Source organism: Pseudotamlana agarivorans (assembly GCF_018860245.1).
Taxonomy (GTDB): domain Bacteria; phylum Bacteroidota; class Bacteroidia; order Flavobacteriales; family Flavobacteriaceae; genus Pseudotamlana; species Pseudotamlana agarivorans_A.
This window is the reverse complement of the sequence record NZ_JAHKPD010000008.1, coordinates 111,114-126,926: the sequence shown is the minus strand read 5'-3', so window position 1 is coordinate 126,926 and position 15,813 is coordinate 111,114. Positions and strand designations below refer to the sequence as shown.

The following is a 15,813-nucleotide window of genomic DNA, read 5'->3' as shown; positions in this document are numbered from 1 at the left end:
TTTAATTGGTTTTAGAGATTTGACTTTTAAACTCAGTAACAACTGGATTGATTGTCATACCCGATGTCACCTTTTGCAATCCATCAATTATGATTAATTCATTTTCTTTGACTCCTTCAGAAATTAACCAAAGGTCGCCTATACGCCCTCCAGTTTTTACCGTTCTAGATTTTACAACATTTCCTTCTTCAATAACATAAACGAAATATTGTCCCTGAATTTCTGTTATGCATTTTTGAGGCACTAGAATTGCATCTTTTGCGATTTCAAATTGAACACGCACTTTTGCATACATCCCTGGTCTTAGAAGTCCTTTTTTATTACTAAATGAAGCTTGTACTAAAATAGACCCCGTATTGGCATCAATATTTCTACCAAGAAATTCCACACTTCCTTTTTCCTCATAAATTGTTCCATCCCCCAAAATTAATGTTAGGTTATTTTTTGAGTTCTTTCTATTAACCTTATCCCTTAAATTCATGTCTAATTCAAAATGCCTTGCAAGACTTAAATACTCAGATTCGGTTAGAAAAAATTCAACACGCATTTTTTCAATATCGGACACAACATTTAGAATAACTGGGTTAGGTTCTCGCCCTACAAATTCACCTTTTCGTGCTTCTGTTTTACCAATTAGTCCATCAATAGGTGAAAGAATTTTGGTATAACTCAAATCAATTTGGGCCATTCTTAAATTTGCTTGAGCGGCTTCAACTGAAGAAATTGCAGCATCTCTGCTTGCCTGTGCCGCATCTAAATCACTTTTACTTACTGCATTAATTTTTGCTAAAGGCTTATATCTCGCCAGTTCATTCTCTGCATTTACAAGATATGTCTTGGCTTCTGCAACAACACTTTCCATAGAGGCAACAGACGCAACAAATGGCTGTGAATCTATCGTGTAAAGTAATTGCCCTTTTTTTACAGGAAACCCTTCGTTAAAATGAACTCCTTCCAAAAAACCCTCAACCCGAGCTCTAATAGGAATATCTTGAAATCCATAAATTTGCCCAACAAACTCCTTCTCTATTGGAACATCTTTTTTTATAGATTTAATAACCTCTATTTCTGGAATAGAACTGACTGCTGAAGCATTTTCTTTACAGGCAGATAGAATTAACATACTCCCTAATACTATAATAGGGATACACAATTTACATCTCTTTTTCATAAAATGGCTTTAGTTCGTTTTGTTCTATTATTAAAAGCATAAGTCCTTAATATTAAACTAATTTACAATTAATGACTTGAATAAAACCTCATACATTGATAAAAATTTAACGACGCTCATTTCGCGAGGCCTTTTTTAGAGGGTTTGCGGTGAGTTCATCATGCTCCGAACGGTTTTTAAAGATTTTCATGGCACTATATACCGCTTCTTTAAACGAATTTTCATCTGCCACACCTTTACCAGCAATTTCATAAGCCGTGCCATGGTCTGGCGATGTACGTACTTTATTTAATCCTGCCGTGAAATTAACGCCTTGTCCAAAAGATAAGGTTTTAAAAGGAATTAAACCTTGATCGTGATACGACGCAATAATCGCATCAAAATTCTTATAGTTATTTGAACCGAAAAAACTATCGGCAGCATAAGGTCCGTAAACCAATTTACCGCTTTCTTTAATTTTTTGAAGTGTTGGCCTTAAAACGGTATCGTCCTCACTTCCAATAACCCCATTATCGCCAGTATGCGGGTTAATACCTAAGATTGCTATTTTGGGTTTTTGAATTTTAAAATCCTTTTGAAGCGATTCGTAAACCGTTGCAATTTTCTTTTCAATTAACTCTGGTGTAATACGCGTGGCAACATCTTTTACCGGCACATGATCGGTAAATAATCCCACCCTCAAGGTATCGTTAACCATAAACATTAAACTATCTCCTTTTAGTTCCTGAGCTAGATAATCGGTGTGACCTGGGAATTTAAAATCCTCCGATTGAATATTAGACTTATTAATAGGTGCTGTAACTAAAACATCAATGGTTTCTTCCTTTAATGCGGTCGTTGCTGCTTCCAAAGATTTTATTGCGAATGCCCCAATTTTAGTATCTTCTTTACCAAACTCAATTTTAACAGGCTCGTTCCAACAGTTCAATACATTTACTTTTCCAGGAACCACTTGCCCCATATCCTTTATACTATGGAAATTAATTTCAGATTTAAAATGGGTCTTAAAAAAAGACATCACTTTAATTGAAGCAAAGATTACAGGGGTACAAAAATCTAAAATTCTTGCATCTTCAAATGTTTTTAAAACAATTTCTCCACCGATGCCATTTAAATCACCTATTGAAATTCCTACTACTATATTTTCTGTCTGCTTCATTAAAAAATGCTAACTATTGTTCGTAATTTTGATGTTGCAAATTTAACTAAATAAACGCATAATAATATGTTTACGGGAATTATTGAAACGATTGGTACGGTTTCTAATTTAAAAAATGAATTAGACAATCTACATATTACTATAAAAAGCCAAATTACTTCAGAATTAAAAATAGACCAAAGTGTTGCCCATAACGGCGTATGCTTGACGGTAGTTAATATTAATAACGATGAATACACCGTCACAGCTATAAAAGAAACCTTAGAAAAGACCAGTTTAGGCACTTTAAAAATTAATGATCATGTCAATTTAGAGCGTGCCATGAAACTTGGCGACCGATTAGACGGGCATATTGTACAAGGTCATGTAGACCAAACAGGGGTTTGTACAGAAGTTAAAGAACAAAATGGCAGTTGGGTTTTTACATTTGAATACGATTCCTCTTTAAATAATATCACCATTGAAAAAGGTTCAATTACTGTAAATGGCACCAGCTTAACCGTTGTAAACTCTAAAAAAGATTGTTTTAGCGTGGCTATTATACCGTATACTTACGAGCATACAAACTTTAATACCTTTAAAAAAGGGACAGTTATAAACTTAGAATTTGATGTTTTAGGGAAATATGTAGCACGTCTTACTACTTTAAACCAATAAGGCTACTCATTGTCTTTGCTAAATAGTGTTTTTTTAGCACCATAAGCTAATGCTACACAAACACCTGCTAATATACCGCCATCAATAGGAAGACCTGGTGGTGGTGGTGGTGGATCCGGTTCACCTGGAGCCACAGGTGAAGGCAACTGAGTTACCCCATCAACGATTGCCATAGCAGAAAAGCTTATTAAAACAAATAAGCTTAAGAAAATGAATTTTTTCATTTGGTTCGTCATACGCAACAAATTTATAAAAAAAACTGATTAATCAATATTAACATAAAATTATTTTTACTAAAACAGAAATTCTTAGAAAAGAGCTCAATAAAAATTATCTTATTCTTTTCCAGCTAATTTCACTATAAATATAACAATTAAAGAATCATTTTCACAAAAAAAGCCTCACATCTCTGTAAGGCTTTGCAATTTCTAAAAGTGGTCCCACATGGGCTCGAACCATGGACTTTCTGATTATGAGGCACTGTCATATATGTAACACTTCTTACCCTTTTTCACTATTTATTTGATTTTAACATAGTTACATATTTTGAACTTTGCAGATTTTAATAGATTCTAACATTTACTAAGTAAATTGTTTTACCTATGTTTTACCTGAATTAAAATTGAACTTATATTTTGAACCTGCAATCACCAAACAGAAACCTTCATTGTAATTAGAAATCAGTCTAATCTCTCCTTTTTTTGATGGTAACTTGACTCCATTGGTTAATGTTCCTAAATCAATTTTAAAATAATAATCTACTCTAGCTAAAATATCAGCGTTGTAGTACAAATTAATATCTACTAAACCATCAAGTTCAAAAACATCTAATAATTTCGTACTACACTTATATACATCATAAGCATACTCTTCAATTAAAACTACGTCTAATTCTTCTAAATCAAATTCATGGAGTTCATATTGTTCACCTATAGCAAAAAAGAATTTAAATTGCTTCATGGTTTCAGGTATAAAAAAGCCACCTATAATTTAGGTGGCTTGCATTATTATACTATAAATATTATTAAAAATCTTCAAGGTAGTATGTTCCTGAATAGTACCAATCAATTGCAGTAAAACTCATTTTTTCCCCATTAACTTCTACATACCCCGTTATTCTTTCTTGGCTTCCATGCACTATTACTTCAAAATGATTGGTGTAATCAGGTAAATCAATTGAAACTTGATTAACATCTTCGTATTCTCTTACCTCATTAGCTTCAAAAAAGGCTTCATCATCAAGAGGAGTTATTTTCAGTTTAGATGCTTCCCCCTCTGTAAATACAATTTTAACTGATTTAATATCTTCACTGTTATCATCAGTTGAGCAACTAGAGACTATACTTACTAATAGTAATAAAATGTAAATAGGTTTTTTCATAAATAAATAAATTAGGTTTAAAAAGTTAATTGAGTTTTTCTAAGTTTAATACTTCCAATAAATCCCAATAAACCTTATTGAAAGTATGTGCAAATTCTATTGTGAATTGGAAATCCTTTCTGTCAATAAAGAGGCGCCTTTCCTCATCTTCTAAAAAAGTAATGTTTAAATGAGTTTCATTGTCCATTTCATCTTCTTCTCCAAAATAATCAATTAGAAAGATAAAGTATGTATTTACTCCTAAATGCTCATTTTTAACAAGCCAATTCCTTAATTTTTGATTATCTTCTTTAACACTCTTATAAATAGCCATTTCATTCCTAAAATACTCTTCATATTCATGCTTGACTGTAACATCGTTTAGGGTATTATAGATATGCAAAAATTTTTCATTTGGTGTTCTTGCTCCTATATAATCTGGTAATCTAATTGACTTACCATCTACGAAGTACATAAATCGTTTTGACTCCTCCTTCTGTATCTTGTTATAGTCATCTTGATGTTTTAACAGCCACCATTTAATTTTAGCCAGAGTACAAACACCATCAGCAGAAAGAGACTCAAGTTCTTGTATTATCTTTTGAATGTAGTACAATAAATTATAATTTGTTCAATAAATAAACTGCTAAAGCAACTACTGCTATTCCTGATAACTGAGAAATTAAGGCAATCCAAAATTCATCTGAACTCATAAGAGGTACTAAAATTGCAAGTATAATTAATACAAGCCCAATAGTTCCATATCCTATATAATCCTCTCTTTTCATATTAATTTAATTGTATAAATAAGAAAAACCAAAAACACCAATATTATTAATATACAATTGAATGTCATTATTGGGTATTGAATTTCTGTTGATGGTGCTAAGTTCTTATTTTTAGCTAATAAAGTAGCTATAAAAACACTTAAAGCAATAGTGATTATTGGTTTCAAATAACTCCCATTAACAAAACTAATTATTAAGAAAGCTATTGTTAAATATATACCCAACTGATATATTAATTTACCTAAAACAAAAGCAATATTAAATTCTGAATTTAACCTACTAAAAGACATGTTCCTTAATGAGTATAATCTTGAAGTTAAAAACACTAATAGAGTGTTACAGATAAGTGGAAGTAAAAAGTCAACCGATGTTATAAATTCTCTCATGATTAATTAAAATGGATTCAAATATATTGATTTATCATTTATGATAACCAAACAGTTATCATAAAGCACAATTTTGTTTGTCAAGTTTTCATTTAAATGACAGACAAAAAAAAGGTTCAAATTGCTATAGGTAAACGCATTAAGATGTTGAGGGAAAACAAAAATATTTCTCAACAAGATATTGCTGGTCTATGTAATATTGAAAAGTCAAACTTTAGTCGTTTAGAAGCTGGTAATACTAACCCAACAATTTACACATTAAGCATTATCGCTAAACACTTAAACATTCCTTTAAGTGAATTAGTTGATATCAAAAATTAAAAAAAGCTATTAATTAATATCTTAACTATTTTAAAGCATAAAATTTAGCAAGTTTAAGGCAGATATTTAGCTCACTCACATTAACAATTCATCTGAAAAACTAAAATAGCCCCCCTTAGCAATTATCAAATGGTCAATTACCACAATATCTAAATAGCTACCTGCTTCCTTTAATTTTGATGTTAACCTTTTATCTGCTTCACTAGGTTTTAAGTTTCCACTTGGGTGGTTATGTGCCATGATAATACTAGAAGCATTACATTTTAAAGCTACGCTAAATAGCAATTTAGCATCTACAACTGTTCCAGAAACTCCTCCCTTAGATAAAGGGTAAACACCTAATACTTGATGATTTCTATTTAATAAAAGAACTTTAAATTCCTCTTGTAACTCTATAATTTTCTTAGACCAACAGGATAAGAGCAATTTGTATGAATCTTTACTATTTTTAATTTTAATCTTTTCTGTATTTCCAGACGAATAGGAAACTCTAATTTCTTTTATTGTATTCATAATTAAAAAAGTTAAATGCCCAAAACTTTAAATTCTGGGCATTGTTAGTTTAACTGGCTAATAAAGGGTGATTCTTTTCCTGAGCAGACTCAGTTAATACAAAGTCATCAATAGTTGAATCACTCATATCCTCTCTTTCTGATGGTGCTTCAGAAATGTATTCATACCTATGAGATAGCTCTATAATTTCACCTGTCTCTTTGATAGTAAATGTGTAAGGTTCACATTCTCTTTTCACAATTTTTCCAGGAATTTGAGACCCTATAAGAGCCTTACAAGTTTCTTCATCAAAAGTTGATGTAATTGAGGTCTTCCTAGCAGTAGCGTAGAAATTTCCAGTTGCATTACTTTTCACTAATTCTACTCCACCTTGAATGGTTAGAGCAAAGAAAGTAGAACCATCATCAGATTCTCTTTCCTTAAAGTTTACAATTCGTAACATGATTTTAAATTTTGAGTTGAACAATAAATTATAAAATGAATTACCTTGAACCATCAAAGGAAGAATACAGCTATCAACTTGATTCATTTCTTGGTGGCGCAAAAAATTTCATTCTATATACAAAAGGGAGGGGCTTACCCATTGCTTAGAGCTAGTGGGGGGATTGTACAAGTTCAGCTAGACTTATTCTATTGATTAGCTTGAAAAAATTTTAAAAACTTTTTTATGGTTTATTATATCTTTAGATTTAGCACCCCAATTTATGTAAATACCACATTTATGGTAAACCATTAAAACAAAAAACATTCTATTTATATATTACAAGGAGAATCCTTCATAAAATATAAATAAAGTATTCTAACGGATTAAAAAATTACAACTACTTGAAAAAGATTAGAAACAACGAAAAAAATTTAAATTTTAACAGGGCAAAAAAACACCATAAAAGAAAGCTTACTTTTAAGAAAAAGAAAAAAAAGAAAAGGAAAAGACAACAAGGTCTTAATAAAGCTCAAAGAAAACAGCAAGACCTTTATGAAACAAAATATAAAGACTATGTAAAAATTAAATCTCCAGATATTTTATCTTTTGTAAAAAATCCTGAAGGAACTAACACTTTAATTCATTTAATCAAAAAACAATATTTAAAGAGAAAAAAAGTATTTGTAATATTAAAACATGTAGAGATTTTAGGATACGATGCATTAGTCGTTTTATTATCCATTTTGATACGGTTCAAAGCTAAAGGTATTCCATTTAATGGAGATATGCCTGACAACTTTGTAGCAAGAAAAATATTAGTTAATTCTGGCTTTTTGGATTATTTATACCGCAATATAAAAAGTGAGGATAGATATGAGTTACTTAAGGGCGGAACAATATCTACACATGCCTGGAAAAAAGTAGATGCTGAACTAACCCACCAAATTATTTCTGATGCATCACTTTCAATTTGGGGAGAAAAAAGAAGGTTCCAAGGAGTTCAAAGATCCTTAATAGAACTTATGCACAATACTAACAATCATGCTGTTTATGGAAAAGAAGGAGATAAGCATTGGTTCTTATCAGTACAACATTTACCCAAGGAAAACAAGGTGTGCTTTTCTTTTATTGACTTCGGAGTTGGAATTTTTGACAGTTTAAATAACAAAGGAGAGGAAAGTAAATGGTATGGTTGGAGAAGTCCCCTCTCTAAAATATTTACCTTTAACAATAATAAAGAGCTTCTTAAATTAATTTTAAATGGAGATTTACATAAAACAGTGACTGGCAAGTATTATAGAGGGAAAGGGTTACCAGGTATTTACGACGCATTCAAAAGAAATGACTTTAGCAAATTACACATTATTTCTAATGACGTTTTTGCTGATGTAAAGAACAATGATTTTAGAACTTTAACTAATAAATTTAGTGGGACATTTGTATATTGGGAATTAAATAAAAGCAACACTTGTAAAGATGGAATTGATTAAAATAAATTTAGCAAAAGACTTCTCCAAAACCCCTGGTTCAAGATATGAAAAAGAAGGTAAATTCTCTGGAGAATTATTTCGTAAAACTATTCTTGCTCCAGCAATAAAAGAAGCAATTAAAAATAATAATAAAGTAGAAATAAATCTAGATGGGACCGCAGGTTATGGCACGTCTTTTTTAGAAGAAATATTTGGAGGACTGATACGAGAGGATAAAATATCCTATGTCGAATTAAAAAAAAGATTATCAATAATTTCTGAAGAAGAAGATTATTTACTAGAAGACATTGAAGCCGATATGTTAGATGCAAAAAATGACATAAATGACTAATAAACATACACCTACTATAATTCTTTTAGTCTGTTCATCCGCTATAGGGTTTATTCTTTCAAAATATTTCCAAATTCCTCATGTAACTCTTGCTAAAGAGGTGGATGGCGTTAACTTGCTAGCAATTTTGGTTTCTATAGTTATAGCCTATGTTTTCTATAAATATTTTGATAAAGCCAAAGAAAACAGAGTAAGAGAGAAAGAATTAATTATAGCTAGAGTAGAAGAAATCTATCAATATGTAAAGGAGACTTCAAATAAAATAAACGATAAAAAAATAGAATACACACAAGCTACTTCTTCATTAAAGAGATTAGTCATACAAATAAAAAGTATTGAAAAACTCCTTAATATTGCTGATATTCAAATTAATAACGAATGCAGAAAAGAGATTATTGAAATTACAAGAAGTTTAAGAGAGCTTCAAACAGACAGCCCTTCTAAATCAATATATGCTGATGATTTAGAATCAATTGATTTACCGATAAAGGTAAAAGAAGGTATTATATTTTATTCTGAATCTCGATTTAATGAGATAAATAGTGAATATGATAAACTTAAAAATAAAATTTTAGAGTACCAACTAGTTATTAATAGAGCTTAAAAAGCCCTGATTTAAAAAACCAGGGCGCCACTCAACTCAAAAACCAATGGTATTTAGAATCACCATTGAGAGCCTTAGTCAATCCTCTTGAAAAATCAAAAGCATTAACATTTCTATCTAGAAAAGAATCTATATAAGAACTTTTATTTGCAGAAGTGAACAAATTGTATACATTATACAGATTAATATCACCATTAACATCTCTGCAAAAACTCCTATCTTTATAATAGTCTTTTGCAATTATATTCATTTGCCTATCAGCAAAATCCATTTGTGGCAATTCTAATCTTTCTTCTTTACTCAAGAAGTTGTACAACCTTGCTTTTCCAATAAGTTGAGCAAACTGATGCTCAGATAAACTATAACTTGAAAGTTCTTTCATCATTTTTAAATGCTTTTCAGCTTCATAGCCTTCTATAACCTCAATTATCTTACTTTTTAACTCGTCAAAGCTAGTAGCTCTTAACTCAGAAGTAAACCCATCAGTTGAAATACATAAATTACAGCAAACCATATTTTGAAAACCTATGAAGAACTTAAATTTCTCATACGTTTTCTTATTATACAAGTTCTCTTGATTATAAGCTCTAACCCCACCCACCATCAAAGAAAGACTGTTTCCATTTATAGTTTCTCTTATAGAGGGAATTCTAATTACAAAAGCCATCCTTTCAAAATACTGAGTTTTTTCATGTTCTAACAGTTGTTTTACTGGCTTATAAATAGCATCAGCAGTTCTTCCTTTTATTTGGTGCGAAACTCTTATTTCAGGAACTCCTTCTTTTTGATGGTGAAACACGCTTCCAAGACATTCTTGGGTAACTTCAATAAATTCTTGATGAGCTATTGTCCTCTCATTGTCTTTTGAAAAAACAGGAACTATACAACTTTCCTTTAATTCAGATAGACTGATATTTTTTGTGTTTGCCTCTATAAAAGGCTTTTGAATGAACCCCTCTTCTTTTGATGGTAAACTCAAACCTTGAAAAGATTGTACTGCACCATCAAAAGAAGGGGTATTGTTTTTCCTCTCTTTGTTATTACTTACTGATATGAGTTCCATTTTGACTAAAATTTTCTGTTTTAACTAAATTCTCTAATTGTTTTTTCTTACTCTGAAATTGAGCATTCAATGACTGTTGAAATTGAGGAAACTCTTTATAAAGTTTCATCAAATCACTTATGGACAAACACTCATTAATGCGTTTTAAGACATCTTCTTGAGAATTTGGCACACTACACCATTCTAAGACTCTTTTACCTGTAGAGGCGCTTATCATGAACTCTGGTTTGCCATTAAATAGATTTGTTCTGTCTTTACTTGCAGTTGCAAAATGTTTTGAATCAATATCAAATACTAAAGTAAATTCATATTCCACGCCATCTCTTTGCACAGCCTTCAATCCAACCTTCTCTGGAACATACTTTCCATTTTTTTGGTTTAACACATAATCTTGTTTTGTTCTCATTGTTGCAATGAAATGAGCTGGAGATTGAAGAATCTTATCTACGAAAGCTTTTTGTCTTGGAGTAACCTTGTTCCAATTTGTAAAACTATTACCTGGCAACTTACTATGGAAGTCTAACAATTCATCCCAACAATGAGAAATACTATCAACAACAATACACTCCATTCCTGCTTCAAGACAGATATCAATAGCTTGAATATATTTCTCTGGCGTATATGGGGGTTGCATATTAAGAACACAATATTCTCCTAAATGTGCATAGAGGTCTGAACTGCCATTCTCTGTATCTATAACAGCTACTTTTGAAAGCTGATTATTTGTTAGCCCTTTAGCTAATAAAAGTGCTGACATTGTTTTTCCTGCACCAGCACTTCCTTGTAAAGCCATTTTAATTTTGGCTTGTTTTCTTTCTGATTTTCTTAATTTCATAATAAATGAGTTTAAATTGTTTAAATATTGGGTATAAAAAAAGCCTCAATTAAGAGGCTTTTTTTAGGCTGCTGCTAAATATTCTTCAGGTTCATGAAGTAACTTATCAACTGCATTATCTATTATATCATCTTCAAAGTCTTTCAGGTAAGACCTAGTAATCTTGACATCTGCATGCCCCAAAAGTTCACTAATTATATCTGTTGATATCCCTGCATATTTTAAATTGGTGGCAAAACTGTGTCTTGCTGTATACGAAGTAACTTTTATTGGTATTTCAAGTAAATCTCCAATCTCTGACAGCCTTTTATTGTACCTCCTTAAAACTTTATTTTTTCTATTCTCTATTTGTTGTGGTGTCATTTCATTTTGTAACAGAATTGGAAATACAAAATCAGTAGGTCTGTTTTGATTTCTGTAAAACTGTAAAATCTTACTAACTGGTTCAATTATTTTTATAGTAAAATTTCCTTTAGTTTTTGACCTCTTATAATAGATTTTATCATTACTAATATCACTCCATTTCAAGAACATCATATCATAGAAGTTCATCCCCCTTGTATAATAACTGAACATAAAATAGTTTTTAGCATCAACAAAAAGAGGCGAAGATGACACCTCTAATTCTTCTATTTTTTTCACCTCTTTCCTTGTTAATGCTTTTTTTACATTCCCACTTTTAAACTTAGATACTTTATACTTCTTAAAAGGATAGTATTTTTCATCAACAATTCCATTTTCAATAGCTTTGTTAAATAAAGCTCTTAACTCTCTCATTCTAACCCCTAGCCCTCCATCTGTATACCCCCTTTTTCTTAAATAGATTTCAAACTTATTCAAGAAGTAAGGTGTAATTTCCTTGAATTCTAAATCTGATTTTTTATAATACTGTGAAAGTGTTCTTAAGGTATCTTTTCCAACTCTTGCACTACCAGTTCTGCCAGTAAGCATCTTGTCTTCAATTTGTTCTTTCCAGAAATCAAATACCGTTATATTACTTGATGATATTCCTCTAAATTTTTGCTCAAATTCCTTTAAGTTATAATCAACATTATCCATTCTATAATCGTCAATTATTTTTAAAGCTCTATCTTTAAGTTTTAATAACAATCTATTTCTTTGAATATAGTTTTTATGATTCTTTTTAAAACAAATATTTTCATTATCCCATTCATTTAACCCACATTCCAGACCAAGTGAAATAATCTTTACTTTTCTATTATTTATAACTTGAAGAATTACAGGATAAAGTCCCTGTTTGTTTGCTTTTTTTCTTAATAATATTTTGATACTTGACATAGCTTTTGATTTTTAAGTGTTATAAAATCCACACGTATTATAAGTGGATTTTATAACAATTTAATTGTTAATTAGATAGTTGAATTTTTCTACTAATAATCTTCTTATTTCAGCTTTAGTAGAGTTTAGTTTATACTTTTCAATAAGGGCATTAAATTCCTTTCTACGCCTCATTCTATAAGTACCAGATTTATCTTTAATATCCACTTCCCAATAGAAAGGGTTTTTAAATTTTGATAATTTTTGATAGTCTTCTAATTCAATAGACTCCTCTGGAACACTATCTATAATTAGCATTTCATCAAATCTCATCAAGTAAACCCTAAATAATTCTTTAAGTTTTTCCTTGTTTTTTAAATCATCAAGATTGTAAATACCCACCTTGTTAAAACCCCTTCGTCTTGTAAATTTGACTTCAAACCTTAATACATGATATGGTAGTCTATATTGCTTTGCTTTATCATAAACCTTAATTACATAGTTAGTATGATCATATTGCTTTAACACTCCTTTACCACGAAATTTTGGATTATGATTGTAATTATTATAGTTGTGCATCAGAATATTTTTTTCAAGAATTTCTTCTGCTGGTCTGTCAACCTTAATATTTAAACCAAACTCAAGATTGGTCAAACTTGTTTGGGTTAATCTTGGTACTTGTGATAAATACTGAATAGTTTCACATAATTTTTCATACTCAAAATCATTGTGATTTTTATTTTCTTTATTATAAACGAAGTTATATAATTTGTGTAATGAATTTTTTACATAGCCACCTCTTAATGTAACAACAATATCCATTATTCCTATTCTTGTCCTAAATGGGTATCTTATTTCTCCAGAATTACTCTCTAAAACTTTTAATATTTCATTAAAGTTCTCTCCGCAGTCAACATAAGGCTCAAGCTCAGATTTGTCCCTATAAAATACTCTGACAAAATCTATCATAGCTTACGCTTTTTGAGATAGATAATTATCTATACTTGATTCCAGTTCATCAACAGTTTCAACCTTACTGTTAATAATCCATTCTTCAAGTTCACTCCTTCTGAAGTAAATCATTTTGCCTCCAGGCACATAAAAAGGAATATCCTTTTTACTTGTAAGTTTGTAAAGACTGCTCCGTGATTGATTTAAAAATTGAGCAGCTTCTTCAAGTGTAAAAAATTCTTTTTCTAATAAGTTTTGCTTTGTTAATAAAGCTATTATTTCCTTTAATTCATTTTGGATTTTTTCCATAATTATAAAAATTATGGATATGCGCATATCCTTGTTATTGTTGATACAAAGAAATGAGCATTAAAGCCTTATATACATTTACTATACCTTGACTGTAGGGTAATGGTATTTTTAAAGTGAAGAAATTATGGTGTCTATTCTATCCTTTTGGGTAGGAATATTTGAGATTGTTGTCTTAGATTGTTTCAGGTTCTTTAATTCTTGGCCATGGTTATCCCTAAAAGTATATAAGACGTATTTATTTAGATCATGAATAATGCTATTACTTAAATGATTATTTTTTTGAAGTTCCTCTATAAAATAAAATAATGAAATCTTAGAAACAATCTTGTTTTTACCAATAACTAACCAATTAACTCCAATTGTAACTTCTTTCCCAGAAAACGCATTAATAAACTCCTCTTTTGAAGTATCAATTAAAGATGGTGACTCAGTTAATAAATTAAACAATCTTTCTATTTTTGCCTGCTGGTCTTTTTCATTTTCAGCTAACAAAACAAAAGAAGGTGTGAAGTTATAGTGTTTAACTTCTGTAGAATATCTATCTACAGTATCTTTTATTTTAGTTAAATAATCACTTATAAAATAAAACTTTTTAACAGCACTTAATGATTCTATATACCTAATCTTAATTCTTATCAATTCAGCATAAGCCTTAACTTCCTTTTTAACTGAAAATATTTTTTGAAACCCACTCTCCACAAAAAACAATGACTGTTCTACTTCAGGGTCAAGAGTTCTTTTTAGAATATTTTTAAAATTATTCTGAAAATTATCTTCCAAACCATCTACTCCTGCAATATTTTTGAAATAAATAATATGATTTTCAATGTCATTTTTTTCAATTTTAATAAGACCATCTTGAACTAAAAAATTTGTTTTTTGACTATGAAAATCATCAAGGTCTACATATATCTGTTTCGTTAAATACCACTCAATAAATGCTAATGGATTTTCTGTTGTACTTTTCATACCCCAAACTTAATAAATTCTGAAATTGTTTGACCTGTGTTCAACCTTAAAGCACAAAAAAAGCCCTAGCATCTGCTAAGGCTTGATTTTAAAAGTGGTCCCACATGGGCTCGAACCATGGACTTTCTGATTATGAGTCAGATACTCTAACCAACTGAGTTATAGGACCGAAATTGGAGTGCAATATTACTACTTATTTTAATATCTAGCAAGAAAATTATTCCTTTATCTCTTGGCATAACTCAATTAAAACGCCATTGGAGGATTTCGGATGCAAAAAGGTCACCAGTTTATTATCCGCACCATTTTTAGGTGATTCATCAAGCACTGTGAAGCCTTCCTTTTTAAGTCGCTCAATTTCAGATAAAATGTCGTCCACTGCGAATGCTATGTGGTGAACCCCTTCGCCTTTTTTAGCTATAAATTTAGCAATAGTACTTTCGTTAGAAGTGGCTTCAAGCAGTTCTATTTTATTTTCACCAACTTGAAAAAAAGATGTATTTACACCTTCACTGGCGACTGTTTCAATTTTATAATGCAATTTTCCAAAGAGTTTTGCAAACAGGTTATTGGAATCTTCAAGGTTTTTAACCGCAATACCTATATGCTCAATTTTCTTCATAACGTTTAATTTTTTTATTTCCGCGAAAGCGAAAACCTTGTTTTTCATGTTTCAAAATACGAAAATAGCATTCTAAACACAGCATAATCTCGAATTATACGTATTTTTGCAAACTAAACCTCTAATGGGTTATAATTTTTATACTGTGGAAGAAGAAAGTCAAAGACAAAAAAAAATAGGAACGGTTTTACAAAACGATTTAGTAGATGTTTTACAACGTGCCGCTACCGAAGGCGGTATGCGCGGCGTTTTAATATCGGTTTCCAAGGTAAAAGTAACGGTAGATTTATCGGTGGCTAAAGTGTATTTAAGCATTTTTCCTAACGATAAAGCTAAAGAGCTTCTTGAAGGTATAAAATCGAACACCCCATTAATTCGTCATGAATTAGCACAACGTACTAGAAATCAATTGAGGCGCATGCCCCATTTAGAATTCTTTATAGACGATTCATTAGAATACATCGATAAAATTGAAAAATCTTTAAAAGGTGAAGAAAACCCTATTAAAGATCCCACTATCTTAGATCAAAGAAAAAAATCATAATTATTTTATCGCCATTGCAACATTCATTTAGTCAT

The 15,813-nt window shown here is 30.5% G+C and carries 22 protein-coding genes and 1 tRNA gene; 6 read left to right on the top strand and 17 right to left on the bottom strand.

What is annotated here, in order from left to right; all coding sequences use genetic code 11:
- Position 1: 1 nt before the first annotated feature.
- Together KO493_RS03305 and pdxA are read right to left on the bottom strand one after the other, a co-directional pair.
- The gene (locus KO493_RS03305; protein WP_216066523.1) at positions 2-1,171 is read right to left on the bottom strand and encodes an efflux RND transporter periplasmic adaptor subunit; all 1,170 of its coding nucleotides are present in this window, start codon (positions 1,169-1,171) and stop codon (positions 2-4) included.
- 106 nt (positions 1,172-1,277) lie between these two features.
- Positions 1,278-2,330, bottom strand: coding sequence for a 4-hydroxythreonine-4-phosphate dehydrogenase PdxA (gene pdxA / locus KO493_RS03300; RefSeq protein ID WP_216066522.1), 1,053 nt, complete (start codon positions 2,328-2,330; stop codon positions 1,278-1,280).
- A 66-nt stretch (positions 2,331-2,396) separates the two neighbouring features.
- On the opposite strand from pdxA, the gene KO493_RS03295 reads away from it, so the two are divergent.
- Positions 2,397-2,987, top strand: coding sequence for a riboflavin synthase (locus KO493_RS03295; RefSeq protein ID WP_216066521.1), 591 nt, complete (start codon positions 2,397-2,399; stop codon positions 2,985-2,987).
- A gap of 2 nt (positions 2,988-2,989) precedes the next feature.
- On the opposite strand, the gene KO493_RS03290 is transcribed toward KO493_RS03295, so the two are convergent.
- The 5 genes from KO493_RS03290 to KO493_RS03270 all read right to left on the bottom strand — a co-directional run bounded on the left by KO493_RS03290 (position 2,990) and on the right by KO493_RS03270 (position 5,135).
- The gene (locus KO493_RS03290; protein WP_252723146.1) at positions 2,990-3,211 is read right to left on the bottom strand and encodes a hypothetical protein; all 222 of its coding nucleotides are present in this window, start codon (positions 3,209-3,211) and stop codon (positions 2,990-2,992) included.
- Positions 3,212-3,587: 376 nt separating this feature from the next.
- On the bottom strand, positions 3,588-3,947 hold the full coding sequence (locus tag KO493_RS03285; RefSeq protein ID WP_216066519.1) for a hypothetical protein: 360 nt from the start codon (positions 3,945-3,947) through the stop codon (positions 3,588-3,590).
- A gap of 64 nt (positions 3,948-4,011) precedes the next feature.
- Complete coding sequence (locus KO493_RS03280) at positions 4,012-4,368, bottom strand: hypothetical protein (RefSeq protein WP_216066518.1); 357 nt, start codon at positions 4,366-4,368, stop codon at positions 4,012-4,014.
- A 25-nt stretch (positions 4,369-4,393) separates the two neighbouring features.
- On the bottom strand, positions 4,394-4,963 hold the full coding sequence (locus tag KO493_RS03275; protein ID WP_216066517.1) for a hypothetical protein: 570 nt from the start codon (positions 4,961-4,963) through the stop codon (positions 4,394-4,396).
- Between the two features lie 4 nt (positions 4,964-4,967).
- A complete protein-coding gene (locus KO493_RS03270; RefSeq protein WP_216066516.1) occupies positions 4,968-5,135 on the bottom strand; it encodes a hypothetical protein in 168 nt (55 codons plus the stop codon).
- 482 nt (positions 5,136-5,617) lie between these two features.
- Between KO493_RS03270 and KO493_RS03265 the strand changes: the two genes are divergently transcribed.
- On the top strand, positions 5,618-5,842 hold the full coding sequence (locus KO493_RS03265; protein ID WP_216066515.1) for a helix-turn-helix domain-containing protein: 225 nt from the start codon (positions 5,618-5,620) through the stop codon (positions 5,840-5,842).
- Between the two features lie 75 nt (positions 5,843-5,917).
- On the opposite strand, the gene KO493_RS03260 is transcribed toward KO493_RS03265, so the two are convergent.
- Entirely contained in the window at positions 5,918-6,355 is a 438-nt protein-coding gene (locus KO493_RS03260) for a JAB domain-containing protein (protein WP_216066514.1), read from the bottom strand.
- A gap of 49 nt (positions 6,356-6,404) precedes the next feature.
- Positions 6,405-6,797: a hypothetical protein gene (locus KO493_RS03255; protein WP_216066513.1), complete on the bottom strand. Its 393-nt coding sequence runs from the start codon at positions 6,795-6,797 to the stop codon at positions 6,405-6,407.
- Between the two features lie 383 nt (positions 6,798-7,180).
- Here KO493_RS03255 and KO493_RS03250 point away from each other — a divergent pair, with 383 nt between their 5' ends.
- From KO493_RS03250 to KO493_RS03240, 3 genes are read left to right on the top strand one after another with little or no spacing between them, the layout of a single operon-like run.
- Positions 7,181-8,269: a hypothetical protein gene (locus KO493_RS03250; RefSeq protein WP_216066512.1), complete on the top strand. Its 1,089-nt coding sequence runs from the start codon at positions 7,181-7,183 to the stop codon at positions 8,267-8,269.
- A complete protein-coding gene (locus tag KO493_RS03245) occupies positions 8,256-8,600 on the top strand; it encodes an STAS-like domain-containing protein (protein ID WP_216066511.1) in 345 nt (114 codons plus the stop codon). The genes KO493_RS03250 and KO493_RS03245 overlap by 14 nt, the downstream gene beginning before the upstream one ends.
- Positions 8,593-9,204, top strand: coding sequence for a hypothetical protein (locus tag KO493_RS03240; RefSeq protein ID WP_216066510.1), 612 nt, complete (start codon positions 8,593-8,595; stop codon positions 9,202-9,204). The genes KO493_RS03245 and KO493_RS03240 overlap by 8 nt, the downstream gene beginning before the upstream one ends.
- Before the next feature lie 31 nt (positions 9,205-9,235).
- Here KO493_RS03240 and KO493_RS03235 read toward each other — a convergent pair whose 3' ends face one another.
- From KO493_RS03235 to mce, 8 genes are all read right to left on the bottom strand, one after another.
- A complete protein-coding gene (locus KO493_RS03235) occupies positions 9,236-10,267 on the bottom strand; it encodes a DUF3871 family protein (RefSeq protein ID WP_216066509.1) in 1,032 nt (343 codons plus the stop codon).
- Positions 10,245-11,102, bottom strand: coding sequence for an AAA family ATPase (locus tag KO493_RS03230; RefSeq protein WP_216066508.1), 858 nt, complete (start codon positions 11,100-11,102; stop codon positions 10,245-10,247). Before KO493_RS03230 ends, KO493_RS03235 begins: the two co-directional genes overlap by 23 nt.
- 63 nt (positions 11,103-11,165) lie before the next feature.
- Complete coding sequence (locus tag KO493_RS03225) at positions 11,166-12,401, bottom strand: site-specific integrase (RefSeq protein ID WP_216066507.1); 1,236 nt, start codon at positions 12,399-12,401, stop codon at positions 11,166-11,168.
- A 60-nt stretch (positions 12,402-12,461) separates the two neighbouring features.
- Positions 12,462-13,349 carry a hypothetical protein gene (locus KO493_RS03220; protein WP_216066506.1) on the bottom strand — a complete coding sequence of 296 codons (888 nt, stop codon included), beginning with the start codon at positions 13,347-13,349 and terminating at the stop codon, positions 12,462-12,464.
- 3 nt (positions 13,350-13,352) lie between these two features.
- A complete protein-coding gene (locus KO493_RS03215; protein ID WP_216066505.1) occupies positions 13,353-13,640 on the bottom strand; it encodes a helix-turn-helix transcriptional regulator in 288 nt (95 codons plus the stop codon).
- A gap of 111 nt (positions 13,641-13,751) precedes the next feature.
- Complete coding sequence (locus tag KO493_RS03210) at positions 13,752-14,612, bottom strand: hypothetical protein (protein WP_216066504.1); 861 nt, start codon at positions 14,610-14,612, stop codon at positions 13,752-13,754.
- A gap of 95 nt (positions 14,613-14,707) precedes the next feature.
- Positions 14,708-14,781: transfer RNA gene (locus KO493_RS03205), tRNA-Ile, on the bottom strand.
- A 48-nt stretch (positions 14,782-14,829) separates the two neighbouring features.
- The gene (gene mce, locus KO493_RS03200) at positions 14,830-15,234 is read right to left on the bottom strand and encodes a methylmalonyl-CoA epimerase (protein WP_216066803.1); all 405 of its coding nucleotides are present in this window, start codon (positions 15,232-15,234) and stop codon (positions 14,830-14,832) included.
- Between the two features lie 124 nt (positions 15,235-15,358).
- On the opposite strand from mce, the gene rbfA reads away from it, so the two are divergent.
- On the top strand, positions 15,359-15,778 hold the full coding sequence (gene rbfA / locus KO493_RS03195; protein ID WP_216066503.1) for a 30S ribosome-binding factor RbfA: 420 nt from the start codon (positions 15,359-15,361) through the stop codon (positions 15,776-15,778).
- Positions 15,779-15,813 lie beyond the last annotated feature (35 nt).

Excerpts from the sequence above, each read along its gene's own strand:
- KO493_RS03210 (WP_216066504.1), bottom strand. The coding sequence starts at position 14,612 with ATGAAAAGTACAACAGAAAATCCATTAGCATTTATTGAGTGGTATTTA.
- KO493_RS03285 (WP_216066519.1), bottom strand. The coding sequence starts at position 3,947 with ATGAAGCAATTTAAATTCTTTTTTGCTATAGGTGAACAATATGAACTC.
- KO493_RS03260 (WP_216066514.1), bottom strand. The coding sequence starts at position 6,355 with ATGAATACAATAAAAGAAATTAGAGTTTCCTATTCGTCTGGAAATACA.
- KO493_RS03290 (WP_252723146.1), bottom strand. The coding sequence starts at position 3,211 with ATGAAAAAATTCATTTTCTTAAGCTTATTTGTTTTAATAAGCTTTTCT.
- KO493_RS03255 (WP_216066513.1), bottom strand. The coding sequence starts at position 6,797 with ATGTTACGAATTGTAAACTTTAAGGAAAGAGAATCTGATGATGGTTCT.
- mce (WP_216066803.1), bottom strand. The coding sequence starts at position 15,234 with ATGAAGAAAATTGAGCATATAGGTATTGCGGTTAAAAACCTTGAAGAT.
- KO493_RS03270 (WP_216066516.1), bottom strand. The coding sequence starts at position 5,135 with ATGAAAAGAGAGGATTATATAGGATATGGAACTATTGGGCTTGTATTA.
- KO493_RS03295 (WP_216066521.1), top strand. The coding sequence starts at position 2,397 with ATGTTTACGGGAATTATTGAAACGATTGGTACGGTTTCTAATTTAAAA.
- KO493_RS03245 (WP_216066511.1), top strand. The coding sequence starts at position 8,256 with ATGGAATTGATTAAAATAAATTTAGCAAAAGACTTCTCCAAAACCCCT.
- rbfA (WP_216066503.1), top strand. The coding sequence starts at position 15,359 with ATGGGTTATAATTTTTATACTGTGGAAGAAGAAAGTCAAAGACAAAAA.
- KO493_RS03220 (WP_216066506.1), bottom strand. The coding sequence starts at position 13,349 with ATGATAGATTTTGTCAGAGTATTTTATAGGGACAAATCTGAGCTTGAG.
- KO493_RS03240 (WP_216066510.1), top strand. The coding sequence starts at position 8,593 with ATGACTAATAAACATACACCTACTATAATTCTTTTAGTCTGTTCATCC.
- KO493_RS03265 (WP_216066515.1), top strand. The coding sequence starts at position 5,618 with ATGACAGACAAAAAAAAGGTTCAAATTGCTATAGGTAAACGCATTAAG.
- KO493_RS03235 (WP_216066509.1), bottom strand. The coding sequence starts at position 10,267 with ATGGAACTCATATCAGTAAGTAATAACAAAGAGAGGAAAAACAATACC.
- KO493_RS03215 (WP_216066505.1), bottom strand. The coding sequence starts at position 13,640 with ATGGAAAAAATCCAAAATGAATTAAAGGAAATAATAGCTTTATTAACA.
- KO493_RS03280 (WP_216066518.1), bottom strand. The coding sequence starts at position 4,368 with ATGAAAAAACCTATTTACATTTTATTACTATTAGTAAGTATAGTCTCT.
- KO493_RS03225 (WP_216066507.1), bottom strand. The coding sequence starts at position 12,401 with ATGTCAAGTATCAAAATATTATTAAGAAAAAAAGCAAACAAACAGGGA.
- pdxA (WP_216066522.1), bottom strand. The coding sequence starts at position 2,330 with ATGAAGCAGACAGAAAATATAGTAGTAGGAATTTCAATAGGTGATTTA.
- KO493_RS03230 (WP_216066508.1), bottom strand. The coding sequence starts at position 11,102 with ATGAAATTAAGAAAATCAGAAAGAAAACAAGCCAAAATTAAAATGGCT.
- KO493_RS03305 (WP_216066523.1), bottom strand. The coding sequence starts at position 1,171 with ATGAAAAAGAGATGTAAATTGTGTATCCCTATTATAGTATTAGGGAGT.